Raw genomic sequence first — 13,536 nt, 5'->3', positions numbered from 1 at the left:
TCAATGTAGGTTTTGTTTTGATTCCTGAAAACGTGACCGGGTATGCTTTAGTAAAAAATGATATGTTTCTTTTTGCGATGCCAGGTAGGTTTTAATATAGTTTAGTTTATGCCCGTTTCTGACGAGCCATTTACCAATCACCATCCAATCTGATAAGCTGAAATACTTGTAGAGCGACCTGTTTTTCAGCAGAAAAAGATCGGCTAAAAAGAAACTGGCTACAGGGTTGGGTTTTAGTTGGCGATGATAGGATAATGTTTCCTTTATAATCGCAACATCATTACCAGAAGCCTTTATATAACTGGCCAGTAACATCACCTGCGATGCGATCCAGGGGTATGGATCGGCAGAACGGTTGGTGCTTATGGTGATGGCAAAATTGGCCAGAGGCTTGTTATTTAAAATGATAGGATGCTCAAATGCTCTTTCGCGCACCAGTTCAATAGCATTTAACAACGTTTCATGTGGCGCTAGGTAATGATGAGCGTATTTCCCCCGATACAACATGGCTCCGGTTGAATGAAGGGCACTGGTTACCTGTTGTTGTGCAGGCCAGGAAAATGTTGTTGTATATGCACCGGCAGGCCAAATGGTATTGCCTGTATTTTGCCATTCATTCCCCGCTTTCTCCTGCCATAAATTCATGTTGCTCCATGATATATTTACAGCTGGGTTGTTTTCCATCAGCGCAATCATTTCTTCCAAAAAATTGGGCTCCCACCAATTGTCATCTTCCAGGATACTGGCATACTGTTCTGTACAACCCGCAAAAGCAAGATTAAAACCGGCAACCGCGCCCATATTAACTGTATGGTTTTTTAAAATAAACCTGGGATCGTTTAATGACTGTATGTAAGCAGCCGGAAACGGATCATCCGGGCAATCATTGTGCAGTTCGCAAACCCAGTTTTGAAAAGTTTGATTGATGAGGCTTTCAACAGCTCTGGGTAGCAGATGATTCCTTTTATAAGTAAACAAATAAACCCGGCAACTAAGCACGTTTTTTAAATATGAATTTAAGATATTGAGTAGTTTTCCACCCTAATATAGATGCCAGTATTTTTGTATAACCACCCGCAGGGAAAGCAATAGATGAGCCGCCAAGCTCCTTTACTTTTAAGGCGGCTTTGTGAACGATGGCTTTATGCTGAGGGTAAAAAGTATAAACCAATCGCTGAAAACAATCGGCTGCAATTTTTTTTACCCGGTTACTGGTTTCCTGTTTTAAAAGATACTGTGTACCCAGATTTACCGAATGATAAGCCGATTCGGCACCTTTTGCCGAAGTTGTAGCTGACAGGGATTGAGCAAGTCCGCTCCGGTAATATAAAACAGCATCATTAGTAAACCGCAACTCATGTGCACATAACAATACGCGGATGAAAAATTCAAAATCATTGATCAGCGAGAGCGTTTCATCCCATAGGCCGGAAACATCTAATATTTTTCGTGGAATAAGCCATAAGGCACATTGCAGCATTACCTGTTTATCCGTCATGGAGGCAATGAGCCATTCGGCCGGTTTCATAGAACTCGTTAAAAAGCTATCGTCTAAGTGAAAGGTTGCTAATGAATTGCTATAAAACCTTCCCCAGGCTGCAAAAGCAATAACATCGTCATCACCATTAATCATCGATACCTGGTTGTAGATATAGTTGGGCGATAACAGGTCATCGGCATCCATAAATTTAATCAGCTTGCCTTTTGACAACCGGAACGCCTGATTTGCGGCAGCACATTGCCCTTTATTTTCCTGGTGAAATACTTTGATCCGGGAATCTGTTAATTGATTAACAATAGCAGCGGTATCATCCGTTGATCCATCATTCACTATAATGAGCTCCCAGTTGGCATACGATTGATCGGTAATTGATTTTACCGTATCGGCAATATACTCACCTGCGTTATAAGCCGGCATGCAAACAGAAACTAAAGGAGTACTTTTTTCCATTCGGCGGTAAAGTAGGGCAGCTTGGCTTTAAAAATATAATGACGCACAATTTGTAAATCCTCCACCTCAATTTTACTGTCGTAAAATATGGGATGAAGCTGTTTATCGAGCGGAGTGGCGCTTTGTTTGAATAATAAATAACTCATTAAAGTTTGTTCAACCTGTGCCGGACCTGCATCAGGATAGTGGCTTAATAAGATTTTTGCTTTTTCCTCCAAATCCGTGTAATCAGTATCACCGTTATAGGCAATGATCCCCCCATTCACGTTACCCAGACAGTTGATATCATGTTTGTTTTTCAGCGTTTTTTCGTCATCAACAAAATAGGAACTATCCAGATGCTCCTGCATGTAAATAGCGGTTTTACGTTGATATGCATCTATGATCTGTTGCGGATGATTAAAAAAAAGCATGTCGCTATCCAGATGGATAGCCCAGGATGTTGTAGCATGAATATCTATTAAGCGCCTGAAAAACGGGTGCCATTTTCTTAAATAATTCAGCGTTGGAAATTGGGCAATGGGAAGAAACCGGTCAAGATGCTCATCAACACTTTTCTCTGAAATAAAGGCGATACCAGGAAAGGCGCGTACCATAATAGCTTCATGCGAATGATGTAATGTGCCGTCGGAATATATATTTATTTTAACCCTGCCCTGCAAAACTCTGGCCAGTGAATGAGCGCAGAAAATAGTTTGATGCCAGTATTTAGCACCGGTTAAATAATTAACTTCTATTAAATAATCTTTTGTCAGCGGGATGGGATAAATACTTTTAGCCGCCTTTTTCATTTGCTGCTCACCCCGTTGTAGCTTGTACCAGCCGGTTAACCCAAAGTGATGGATATGGTACCTGATTTGTAAGGTCGGTTTAAAAAATATCCTGTAAATCAATTGCCCGATACCCATTTAGCTGATTAGTTTTTTCCAGGCCTGCGTATAATAATATTTTTTAGAAAGATCTACATAATGATGGAGAGCAGTAGTGTCTCTCAGAGAAGGGTTTACCTTATATTTATCTTTATCCAAAACAATTGATTTTTGCTCACCGATGAGCATAGCGGTTAAAGCTTGTTCCAGGTAGTAACTGGATCCCTCTTTTTCTTCCAGAGTATTCACCCAGTTATCTAATGCCGACCAGTTTATTTCTGCACTGTTTAATCCTATAGCACCTACATTAAGTAAAGAAGGGATAGGGTGCCCGCTCAGTTTTTCCATGAGCTGTTTGGAATAGCCATAGCTTTCTACACAATCTACCATATGTATGGGCTGTTCTGGTTTTTGTAACCACTGAATGATCTCATGAGGGGTATCCCAAAACAACATGTCGGAGTCCAATACCAATTTCCAATTTGAGCCAGTGAGGGTATGAATATCTGTTAACTTTTTTAAATGCGGGTATACTTTCCTTTTTTGATGTAAATGGGGATACTGATGAGGGGGTAAATATTGCTGCAGATTTTTATCCACTTCAGTCTGCAGCACAATGGTACAACCCGGCAGTTGTTTTTGAATCTGTGCAACAAGGGTACTATCAAAGCTGCCATCATCCACCAATATAAAATGAAACTCCTCGTTGCTGAGCTTTACGAGCGACCGGATACAAAATAAAGTTTGATAGAGGTAGTTTTTACCGGTTAAAAAATAAACCGGCAAACCATGAGCAAAACACTGAATAGGGGGCAGTTGCAGGGATGCTTCCCGCATTTGCCGACTACCGCGTATCATGGCCCGATAGCTAAAATATCCACCAAAACGCCTATATCTTTTTAGCTGGGATAGAGGATGCCTGTAAAAGATATTAATCATTTGCTGTAGCATTATAATTTTACCCTCCCTTCAAATATGCCGCAGGCTCCTTGCCATTTAATAAAATTAACTTTGTTTTTCCAGGCTTTATAGCTGATATAAGCTTTTATTTTTCTGGGTAACTGTGTTTGTTTATTGATATTTTTCCATGGGTTGATGTGATATTTTTCAAGTAACTGAACCCATGACCTGTTGGTATCCCGAAGCAGCCTCGCCAGGTAATGAACCTCCATTCTTTCTTTAGGTATAATGTGCAATAGCACCAATTCTGGAAAATACCCAATTGTCCAGCCCCATTTTAAAATCTGAATATTGATCTCATTATCTCCGCCCGATGTTAAGGAGGTGTCAGTCCGGTCGGTTATGATACTTTTGTCAGAACGCATGGTATCGATGTATGATTGGAGGGCAACCTTTCTGATAGCCATGCCGGCGCCAATAGGGGCAGCGTTGGGATAGGTATTTTCCCATTTGTCAATGATAACCTCATTGCCCAGATCACGTAGAGCCAGGTTGCCGTAAAACTCCGTTAACCAGGCAGGGGGCACACATTCAAATTCAGGTAATGATTTCCCACCTGCGGAACCTATTTGCGGATGATCTTTAAATAGATTAATAGTTTTTTGCAGATAATCACTTTGGAGCACATTATCGTCATCAACCATAATTACGATCTCCCCTTTGGCCACATCAAATCCTTTAAGCCGGGCATAGGTAAGGCCTTGTTGTTGTTCATGGACAATCCTGGAATTAGGAAAAAAACCAAGATCAAGATGATCCCTAAATTTGTTAGAAGAGTTGTTATCTACAATGATGAGTTCCCATGATGAAGTATCCAACGATTGTTTTTGCAACGATGAAAGCGTTTGACTCAGTCTTTTTAAATTGGGATTATAAGTGCAGATAATAACCGAGATATCCATTAGTTAAACTTGTTGATCACCTCCTGGTAGTAAGTGAGGGAGTTTGACGCCAGTTGCTCATCTGAAAATTTATCCTCAACTGTTTTTCGTGCATTCGTACCTAATTCTTTTCTCAGATCTGGATCTTCTATAAGCGCGAAAAGTTGATGGACAAGACTTGATACATTCTCCGGTTCGGCCAATAAACCATTGTACTTATCTTTGATAATATCCATTGTCCCTCCTGCTTTAAGTCCGATAACGGGTTTCCCGTAGCCCATTGCTTCAATATATATCAACCCGAACGACTCATATCGTGATGGCGCCACAAAAATATTGCAGCCGGCATAAGCCTTGTTCGTATCCTCCTGATTAGTTGAACCACAAAATATTACTTTAGTTGTAATATCAACCGGATGCAGATTCCGGAAGGCTTTTTCGTAAGAATTCTCGTTATCAATACCAATCAGTTTAAAAACTACTTTTTCATATTTTTCCAATACCTGAGGTATGGCTGCTAACAATAAATCGATGCCTTTTCTGTATTCAAATCGGCCTACAAACAATACTTCAACCTGATCCTTATTTAAGGTTTTAGACGATGATAAAATGGGTAACGGAATACCATGTGGAATGATATGGAACTTATTGGTATTAATACCATATAACCGTTCCATTTCAGCCGCATGATGATAGGTATGGGTAACCAGGTAATTGCTTTTTTTTAGCATTGCTATCTCCATGTACCCCAGCCTTTTTTGAAGCCGTGATTTAAACGGATAATACTCCTCCATGATTTGTAAAAAGGTGGTACTCACCCGCACAATAACAGGTATTGAAGGTTTTCTTGTTAAAAGATTAAAATAGCACAGTGAGTAATAATTGGTTGTTTCAATCACATCAAGCCCATACTGTTTGATAACCCTGTTCAGCTTTTTATAAGTAACCAGCATACACCGCAGTTTAAGCAGAAAGTCAAGCACGGCCCATTTGTTTCTGAAAAGCTTTTTGAGATAAGGTGGTAACGTTATAGGGTAAGTTAACAACGTAATTAAAGGATTAATTTGTTGATGCTGAATGTTATCACCATCGCCGTAAGAAGATCGTATATGCAAAATCACTACCCGATGTCCTTGTTGCGCTAATGCATTGGCCAAAATGGAAAAATGATTAGCTATGCCACTGTTAAAAGTTTGTTTATCCGGGTAATAGGGCGTAACTAAACCAATGGTCATCCGATAATAATGATTGAATTATTGATTTATTGAATTAGTGAATTTTAAAGTTCTATTTACTTGTTGTACCCAAATATCAAAACCCAGTGGGTCCCAGTGCGCGTCACTTAAAAAGTATAGATTATGCTGATCAGATTTAAATGTTTTATAGATGCTGATGACAGATAGATTGGTTTGTTGCTCTACTCGTTCCAGCAAGTGGTTATAAGGCATCCGGTTTTCATCATAGATGGACACCGGGTTAGGGATAACACTTAAAAATACCTTTTTAAACCCGATAGCTTCGTAGTAGTTCCTGGCTTCCTTAAGGTTTGCTGTTATTGTATCAATTTGCTGCGCAGTTTTATATCTGAAAGCCGAATGTATATCGCTCGTATCAACGGTGATGTTTAATAATAACCGTTTTTTATCTGTACTCACTGCAACCTCTTTTGATACCCGGCCAAATAAATTATAGTTGAGCGAAGCTTTTAATTCCTTTATCGGGGTAAATAACTTATCGTCAAATAGCAAAAGCTCCAGGTTCCGGCTCAGGTCTTTATTAAAAATGATGTTTCCTAATCTGTTTAGGAGAGAAGCAGGCACCGGGGTATTTGCTTTTATTTCATCGGTTTTGTTCATAACATAGCCGTTGAGGTTACGCTCGGCAAATTCCATGATCAGTAAATTTTGTTGGGTGGTGTCTAGCTGAATAGGACCGAGGGGGAATCTTCTGTCTAAGAAAACGACATTATCAAAACTATCAAAGGCATTGGTTAATGTTTTATCAGCCAAAAAACTATCGCCAATAATATAAAGCACCTGTTTTTGTAAGTTCTTTCTGTTGGTGGAATTGTATTTTTTAAAGGGTTCCAATCTAAACCGGTATTGAGGTAAATAGCATAAGCCGTAAAGGTCTCCGTATGCCCAGCGGTCTGATCTTACAAAGATGCGCTGGTATAATGACCTGGGAGTATGATCAGTATTTAAATGATCAAAATACCTGTCCTGTTTAATCCGGTTAATGAACGACTGGTTCATGGCCGTTAATAGTATGATCGTGCTAAAAACTAAAACCAGTATACCAGTGATCTTCTTCATCAGAACTGAAAATAAATAAATTGAGCCTCATTAAATATGCCCAGAAAATAGCAGGCAATAAATAAAATAGCCGTAGTCAATAACATGCCACGTTTTGACCACATGGCTTTACGCTGCAGATACCATTCGCCCGCTAACAAAGCCAGGATAATGAAAATGCAATAAAAGATTTCGTTCCATGGCATAATAGAAGCTGCGGTATAATGGAAGGAAGGCAGAGTAAGGATTTTGTTCAAAATGAAAAAACCTTCGGTAACCGTATTCGCTCTGAAAAATATCCATGCCAGGCAAACCAGGTTAAAGGTGAGTATCCATTTGAGATAACTAAACCCCTTTACCTGAATGTTGATTTTTTTCAATAGCTGATAGCCAATGAGCAACAGGCCATGTACCAGGCCCCACACCAGGTATTTCCAATTGGCGCCATGCCATAAACCGCTGATGATAAATACAACAAGTATATTGATACAGGTGACCATGAAAGTTACCCGGCTGCCGCCAAGCGGGATGTAAACATAATCGCGAAACCAGGTAGATAAGGAGATATGCCAGCGCTGCCAAAACTCCGCAATGTTTTTGGATAGATAAGGCATATTAAAGTTCCGCATTAATTCAATACCCAGGGTTAGGGCAGCACCTACAGCAATGTCTGAGTATCCGCTAAAATCGCAATAGATCTGGAATGCGAAAAAATAAACAGCCACCAAAAGATCAAATGCCGAATGACCATGCGGATTGTTAAATACCGGGTCAACAAACAGGCCCAAACGATCTGCAATCACCATTTTTTTAAACAGGCCTATCGCTATTAAAAATACGCCGGTAATAAAACCTGTAGTATTAAATTGGTTTACGCGATGCAATTGTGGTAAAATATGCTGAGGCCTTTCAATTGGGCCGGCAACCATCTGCGGATAAAAAAGCACGTACAGTGCGTAAATACCAAAATGTCTTTCGGCTTTTTGGTTACCCCGGTAAACCTCAATGGTATAACTCATAGCCTGGAAAGTGTGAAACGACAATCCTATAGGTAGTAAAATATGCAGCAAGGGTATCTGCGGACCATTAAAATGATGACTCAAAAAATTAATGTTACCCGCAAAAAAGTCGAAATATTTGAATACGGCCAGTACACCAACGTTAGCTATTATACTAGCCAGCAGAAAAAACTTTTTGTTGCTGCCTTGTGCCTTTTCAATTAATAAACCGGCTATATAATCAATTACAATGGTGAATAGTATAATTAAAATATATACAGGTTTAAAATACATGTAAAAGTAGCAGCTGGCCAGTAAAAGCCATATCCAGCGTAATTTGGGTGTAAGCAAATAATACGCGCTGGTTACTACCAGAAAAAAGATCAGAAACAGAAGCGAGTTAAATAACATTAGGAGGAAAGAGTCAAGAGATAAGAATCAAGAGCCAAGACAGATCGAAAAAACAGATTGTTATTTTTTCTTGATTCTTGACTCTCATATCTTGCTTCTCATTTTAAACAATCTTCAATAACCTGTATAATTTTAGCCTTATCCGGTTCAGGAAAACAATGCGTTTCCATTCCGGTACGGGTCCGTGGCCTTCTGCCGACCACATTTTTACATGATCTTCGTGCCATTTATTTTGGGTTGCTTCATTATGGGTCTTGGCGTTGTCATGAACGTTAGCTACAGCCAGCGGTTGTCTTATCCGTTTGCGTTTATTGCCTTTTACCAACCTCAACCAAAGCTCATAGTCAAGCGCACAATACATTTCTTCCCAAACCGGCTGATGGATGCCTGCGCTCCAAAAGCAGGCAGGTTGCAATAATGATGGTATCTTTAAAAAGTAATCGTATAGCGGTGGTACAGTCACCAATTCCAATTCGTTATTCTTTTTATTAAAGGTATATCCGTAAACAAATTCAGTTTGACTTTTTAAAAATATATCATTAACCAGATGAAATGTATTTTTTAGATAATAATCATCACTGTTTATCCAAGCGTAGTACTTACCGCTTGCTAAGCTGAAACCTAAGTTAATAGCATTGGATTGCCCTTTATCTTTTTTGCTTTGCCAATAACTTATCCAGGGCGAATATTTTTCCAGTATCTCAAGGCTGCCATCTGTGCTGCCTCCATCAATCACTATGTATTCCAGGTTAGGATAGTTTTGCAGGAGTACGGACCTGATGGTTTCTTCCAGAAAATGTCCCTGGTTAAAGGATGGTGTAACAATAGTAAGCTTTGGCCATGTAATGCTTTCATCATATTGAACCGGTTGAGTTTCCTCTGTCCAGGGCCAGCCTGTTTTGTGGGTTTCTGGTTGGGGTAAAATATTTAGTAGGCCCTGTTTTGTAGATGATACCGTTTGCAATGGAAATGCCACTCCATTTTTTTCTAATTCGGCGCGGTACTGAAGCAGATCAGGCAGATGCATTTATTGTTTTATTTTTGATGCTGATAGACATATTTGATATATTTTTTCAAACTAACTCTATCTATCAATTTTATTAAACCCGGGTGAAAAGCTTTCAGAAGCTGGTATTGTAAAACGTTTAATGGCTGTTTTGAACTGAGGCTATATAGCAGGTTAATGTTGGTCAAATGTTTGCCAAGGTAACGATCAATAAACTCAAATTTAGATGGGTTTAATTGCTTCTCAATAAGTATAAGCTCTTTAAACCGATCGATATTATTATCGTTGGATTTTTGATCATTGTGCACGCGGTAAACAGAAAAATATTTTTCTGAGGGAATAAAGCTTACGCCACCGGCCTGCGCGCGTGCAAACCATTCCCAGTCAAAACCAAAGTGCAGATCCTCCCGGAGTTTTCCGGTTTGTTCAAAAGCCTGTCTGGTCCAAAAGCTGCCGGGTTGTACAATATAATCGCCATGGTTAATGTCCCAGTTTTTTAAGGGGTTGAAATAACTGCCATGTACAAAATGGGTAGCCTCATTTAAATGGATACTATTGCCGAACAACAACTCCGGTCGCCTATTTGATAATACCTGGTTTACTTCGAGCAAGGTGCCGGGCAAATAATAATCGTCGGAATTTAACCAGCATAAAATATCGCCTGTAGCTTGAGCAAAACCTTTATTGATAGCGTGGCTTTGCCCCTGATCGGCTTCGCTAATCCAGTAAGTGATATGGTTTTCGTACTTCCTGATAATATCAAGGGTTTCATCGGTACTTCCGCCATCAATAATAATATATTCTATGTTGGGGTATTGCTGCCCGATAACCGAAAGTATAGTTTGTTCAATAAACCTACCCTGATTATAGGAAGGTGTAATAACAGATATTTTAGAAAATGTCAATGGTTAACTTTAAGGTATTTATCGTAATGCGCTGCGAATAGCTTTTTTGATTTTTCCTAAAATCCGGTTCATCGGTTTTTTTGCCGTGTAAAAATCTTTTATCACTTTCCAGTCATCACCCATAGGTTTTTCTTGTTCGTCAATACGTTCGCCAATAAAGCGATACCCTGTTCTTTTGACCGGAAACGGGGCGCCAGAAAAAAACTCGTCGTGAATGGTTGCCGAGGCTTTAAACTGCTCATAGATATCATTTAAAAAAATCTGATCGCTTCCATATCCCAATACTTTTTTGTCACAGTATTTGGCAATCAAGGTATGCATATTCACGGAGTTACCTTTTATTCCCCACATGCCTCCCAGTATATAATGTTTTATACCATCTACCGGATCCAGATGATAAGGGTGATCCCGCATAATGTGAATGGTATTATCGCTATCGATCCATTCGTCAACGGCCAGTTTTTCTCTGACGGACAAGCGGGAGTCGCTGTCTCTGAATATGACATGGCTGCAGTCATTTAAATCAGCTGCGAAAAATCGCCAAAACATGCCGTAAACATCTCCTGTTACATGCACCGGCAGAGCTCCTGATTTTTTGATGTTATTGATGGTTTGCTGCGGTACGGTTTGATCATGATAAACAATTACCTGCCAGTTAGGATATATGGTTTTGGCCTGCTCAATATTTTTAATGATACCCACATTGTAAATGGGCTTATCGCCCCATAAACTGTAAGCGATATATTTCTTTTTATCGTTACTCAAGAATTGTTGCTGAGCTGTGGTGTTTTCTTTAGCCCGTTTTTAATCAGGTTATAAACAAAGACCGGTATAACCGATCTGGAAATGAAAAGGATTTTAAAAATTAAAACCGCATACCTTATACCTGCTTTTGCTGGCTTTTTAAATATTTGTTTTGTGATGTAGGGTATAGCCGATAAAAGCTTTGATTTTTGATAAACCTGTTCTTCATTGTTTAGCAAAGAACGGTCATAGTTTTTGCTGATCACATAATAACTGCCACCAAGCATTCTGGACTTGTTTTTTGACATATTGTTATCATGTAAACGGTATTGGAACAGCTTCTCTTCCATACCCAAAAAGCAGACGTTGGCTTTGCAGGCCCTTAACCAATAATCCCAGTCTTCGTTTCCATAGGCTAATGGCATTGTATCCATAAACCCGATGGTGTCGATCAACGTTTTTTTTATACATACCGACAAAACTGGTATATGGTTATGAGTCAAAAGCAGTTTATAAAGTTGATGTCCGGAATAGAATCCTGTTAAACTTTCATACACTTTTAACTCATCATTATTTAAATAATAACCGTTGGTAAAAACTACATCCGCGTTTTTATCGATTGCGGCATTCAGTTGAAGCCGGAGTTTATCTTCTGCCCAAAGATCGTCGGAGTCTAAAAATGCCACCCATTGCCCTTTAGCTAATTTAAGGCCGCTATTACGCGCTGCCCCCAAACCTTTATTGCTTTGGAAATGATAAACGATGCGCTTATCATTATTTTGCCATTGTTTAACTATTGCCGCGGTGTTATCCGTTGAGCCATCGTCAATAACGATAAGCTCTAAATCTTTATACGATTGTGCCAGTACGGAATTAATGGATTGTGCCAAAAATGCCGCTGCGTTATAAGCAGGCATTAACACGCTTATTAAAACATTATTTTTTGTTAAACCCTTATCCAATCTTTGGGGATTAAATGATGGTTACCATCCGTTTTTTCCTGATGGGCATACCAGTTTCTTGGCGCAATCACCATTTTATTTGTCGACGGATTTAACCAGGCAGCCCACCAGCTAAATGAGCTGTTTGCGATAATGTGATGTTTACAATTGCTCATTAAAGCCATATCCATCCAATCCTGATTATTGATATCTATTATGGTTGCAGTGTCACTCAAAAAATCAAAGTTATTCCGGCACCATGCCGTATCGTCAGAAAAAATAAAATAATGGGCATTTGAAATACTCTTATGAATAAGCTCAACTGCATTTTTATAATAAGAGAGGGGCAAAACACCATGATATGCAGCAATGGCCGCTTTTAAATAATCGGCACGACGTACATGTATACTTACGCTATTGGGCAGTTGCGAAATTGTATCAGCATATGATTTTGCCTCACCCATTAATGCAGGGAAAGTAAATTCTTTTAATAGCTGGCTTCGTATATTTTTAAAGTAATCTTCGTGCTGAAAATAGCCGTCGAGGTAAATTACTTTGCGATCAATGATATTTTGATCCAGATTTATTTGCTGATTATTCTCATGAACTATGTGTATGTTAGGGAATAGTACTTTTTTAAGTAAACGATTAAACAATGTAGGGTTTAATATGACGTTGGAACGCAATTTACTAATGGTGCTTGCGGCAATATTTTTAAAAATAGATAAGCCAAATTCTCTTGGAGTAAACGAGTCAGTTGATATAGTGTGTTTTTCTAAAAACGATAAATCAAGGTATACCGGCTTATTGGGCGATAGATTTCTTGCCGCGGCGTACTGAAACATTTGGTTCCCCAATCCTCCCTGCAGTTTACTGATGATCATTGGACTTTTCTGTGCCAGATATCTTTTTTAACAAAAATGGAGTTGATGTAAGTATCTGCATAAAGGATATATCCCATGCTTAAAATAAAATTGATGATCTCCGTATTTTTAATGCCATTCCCCGATGTAGAAAACGATATAGTTTCGATACATATCACCAGAGGATAGCTTTTTGTATAATCAATAGATCTGATAATCAATTCATCAATACCTTCGGCGTCAAGATTTAAAAGCTGCGGAAAAACGCCGTTGTTGCTTTCCTGTATTACGTTTGCAATGGAATTAACGGGCGTTTTAATAACCCTCACAATTTTATAGTCGCCCTCACTGCTATAGTTTTCGGCCTCCTGTTTTGAAAACGTATTTAATGTAGGCGATGAAATAATGTAAAAATCCGCTTCTCCCTTATTTTCACCAATGCCGATGTTTAAATTGATATCCCTTTTACGGTATTGGGTAAATGGTTTAAAGAGTAAAGGGTCGGGTTCAATATTTATCCCCTTACTTCCTGACTCATAGAACAAGGCCGTATTACTTAAATAGAAAGGGTGATGGGCGCCCACGTCAATATAGGATGGTTTTTTTATCTGTAACTCATCAAAAATAAACCTGATGATCAGATCCTCGCCAGATTGGGAGTAGGATAATTTACGCCACTGTTTTATTTTACGGTTTTTGAAAAAAGGCACTTG

At 39.1% G+C, this 13,536-nt stretch carries 14 protein-coding genes; all 14 read right to left on the bottom strand.

Annotated features, from left to right (window positions below; all coding sequences use genetic code 11):
* Positions 1–999 (bottom strand): glycosyltransferase family 2 protein, encoded by a 999-nt coding sequence (locus G7092_RS14200; RefSeq protein WP_166090400.1) that lies wholly within the window; start codon positions 997–999, stop codon positions 1–3.
* Positions 992–1,951: a glycosyltransferase family 2 protein gene (locus tag G7092_RS14195; protein WP_166090398.1), complete on the bottom strand. Its 960-nt coding sequence runs from the start codon at positions 1,949–1,951 to the stop codon at positions 992–994. The genes G7092_RS14200 and G7092_RS14195 overlap by 8 nt, the downstream gene beginning before the upstream one ends.
* A complete protein-coding gene (locus G7092_RS14190) occupies positions 1,930–2,859 on the bottom strand; it encodes a hypothetical protein (protein ID WP_166090396.1) in 930 nt (309 codons plus the stop codon). The genes G7092_RS14195 and G7092_RS14190 overlap by 22 nt, the downstream gene beginning before the upstream one ends.
* Positions 2,860–3,759 (bottom strand): glycosyltransferase family protein, encoded by a 900-nt coding sequence (locus G7092_RS14185; RefSeq protein ID WP_166090394.1) that lies wholly within the window; start codon positions 3,757–3,759, stop codon positions 2,860–2,862.
* Between the two features lie 11 nt (positions 3,760–3,770).
* Positions 3,771–4,682, bottom strand: coding sequence for a glycosyltransferase (locus G7092_RS14180; RefSeq protein ID WP_166090392.1), 912 nt, complete (start codon positions 4,680–4,682; stop codon positions 3,771–3,773).
* A complete protein-coding gene (locus G7092_RS14175) occupies positions 4,682–5,896 on the bottom strand; it encodes a glycosyltransferase family 4 protein (RefSeq protein WP_166090390.1) in 1,215 nt (404 codons plus the stop codon). The genes G7092_RS14180 and G7092_RS14175 overlap by 1 nt, the downstream gene beginning before the upstream one ends.
* An 18-nt stretch (positions 5,897–5,914) precedes the next feature.
* Positions 5,915–6,976: an alginate O-acetyltransferase AlgX-related protein gene (locus tag G7092_RS14170; protein ID WP_166090388.1), complete on the bottom strand. Its 1,062-nt coding sequence runs from the start codon at positions 6,974–6,976 to the stop codon at positions 5,915–5,917.
* Positions 6,976–8,364, bottom strand: coding sequence for an MBOAT family O-acyltransferase (locus G7092_RS14165; protein WP_166090385.1), 1,389 nt, complete (start codon positions 8,362–8,364; stop codon positions 6,976–6,978). The genes G7092_RS14170 and G7092_RS14165 overlap by 1 nt, the downstream gene beginning before the upstream one ends.
* A 103-nt stretch (positions 8,365–8,467) precedes the next feature.
* A complete protein-coding gene (locus G7092_RS14160) occupies positions 8,468–9,391 on the bottom strand; it encodes a glycosyltransferase family 2 protein (RefSeq protein WP_166090383.1) in 924 nt (307 codons plus the stop codon).
* Between the two features lie 8 nt (positions 9,392–9,399).
* The gene (locus G7092_RS14155) at positions 9,400–10,275 is read right to left on the bottom strand and encodes a glycosyltransferase family 2 protein (RefSeq protein WP_166090381.1); all 876 of its coding nucleotides are present in this window, start codon (positions 10,273–10,275) and stop codon (positions 9,400–9,402) included.
* A gap of 18 nt (positions 10,276–10,293) precedes the next feature.
* Positions 10,294–11,040 carry a hypothetical protein gene (locus G7092_RS14150; protein WP_166090379.1) on the bottom strand — a complete coding sequence of 249 codons (747 nt, stop codon included), beginning with the start codon at positions 11,038–11,040 and terminating at the stop codon, positions 10,294–10,296.
* Positions 11,037–11,936 (bottom strand): glycosyltransferase family 2 protein, encoded by a 900-nt coding sequence (locus G7092_RS14145; RefSeq protein ID WP_166090377.1) that lies wholly within the window; start codon positions 11,934–11,936, stop codon positions 11,037–11,039. Before G7092_RS14145 ends, G7092_RS14150 begins: the two co-directional genes overlap by 4 nt.
* 29 nt (positions 11,937–11,965) lie before the next feature.
* Entirely contained in the window at positions 11,966–12,844 is an 879-nt protein-coding gene (locus tag G7092_RS14140; protein ID WP_166090375.1) for an alpha-1,2-fucosyltransferase, read from the bottom strand.
* The gene (locus tag G7092_RS14135) at positions 12,841–13,533 is read right to left on the bottom strand and encodes an FkbM family methyltransferase (protein ID WP_166090373.1); all 693 of its coding nucleotides are present in this window, start codon (positions 13,531–13,533) and stop codon (positions 12,841–12,843) included. Before G7092_RS14135 ends, G7092_RS14140 begins: the two co-directional genes overlap by 4 nt.
* Positions 13,534–13,536 lie beyond the last annotated feature (3 nt).

Source organism: Mucilaginibacter inviolabilis, from assembly GCF_011089895.1.
GTDB classification, from domain to species: Bacteria; Bacteroidota; Bacteroidia; order Sphingobacteriales; family Sphingobacteriaceae; genus Mucilaginibacter; species Mucilaginibacter inviolabilis.
Note: the sequence above shows the minus strand (reverse complement) of the source record. Positions and strands in the feature narration are given on the sequence as shown.

Coding starts and splice junctions, on each gene's coding strand:
- G7092_RS14175 (WP_166090390.1), bottom strand. CDS start 5,896: ATGACCATTGGTTTAGTTACGCCCTATTACCCGGATAAACAAACTTTT.
- G7092_RS14190 (WP_166090396.1), bottom strand. CDS start 2,859: ATGGGTATCGGGCAATTGATTTACAGGATATTTTTTAAACCGACCTTA.
- G7092_RS14145 (WP_166090377.1), bottom strand. CDS start 11,936: ATGCCTGCTTATAACGCAGCGGCATTTTTGGCACAATCCATTAATTCC.
- G7092_RS14180 (WP_166090392.1), bottom strand. CDS start 4,682: ATGGATATCTCGGTTATTATCTGCACTTATAATCCCAATTTAAAAAGA.
- G7092_RS14170 (WP_166090388.1), bottom strand. CDS start 6,976: ATGAAGAAGATCACTGGTATACTGGTTTTAGTTTTTAGCACGATCATA.
- G7092_RS14185 (WP_166090394.1), bottom strand. CDS start 3,759: ATGATTAATATCTTTTACAGGCATCCTCTATCCCAGCTAAAAAGATAT.
- G7092_RS14195 (WP_166090398.1), bottom strand. CDS start 1,951: ATGGAAAAAAGTACTCCTTTAGTTTCTGTTTGCATGCCGGCTTATAAC.
- G7092_RS14160 (WP_166090383.1), bottom strand. CDS start 9,391: ATGCATCTGCCTGATCTGCTTCAGTACCGCGCCGAATTAGAAAAAAAT.
- G7092_RS14140 (WP_166090375.1), bottom strand. CDS start 12,844: ATGATCATCAGTAAACTGCAGGGAGGATTGGGGAACCAAATGTTTCAG.
- G7092_RS14165 (WP_166090385.1), bottom strand. CDS start 8,364: ATGTTATTTAACTCGCTTCTGTTTCTGATCTTTTTTCTGGTAGTAACC.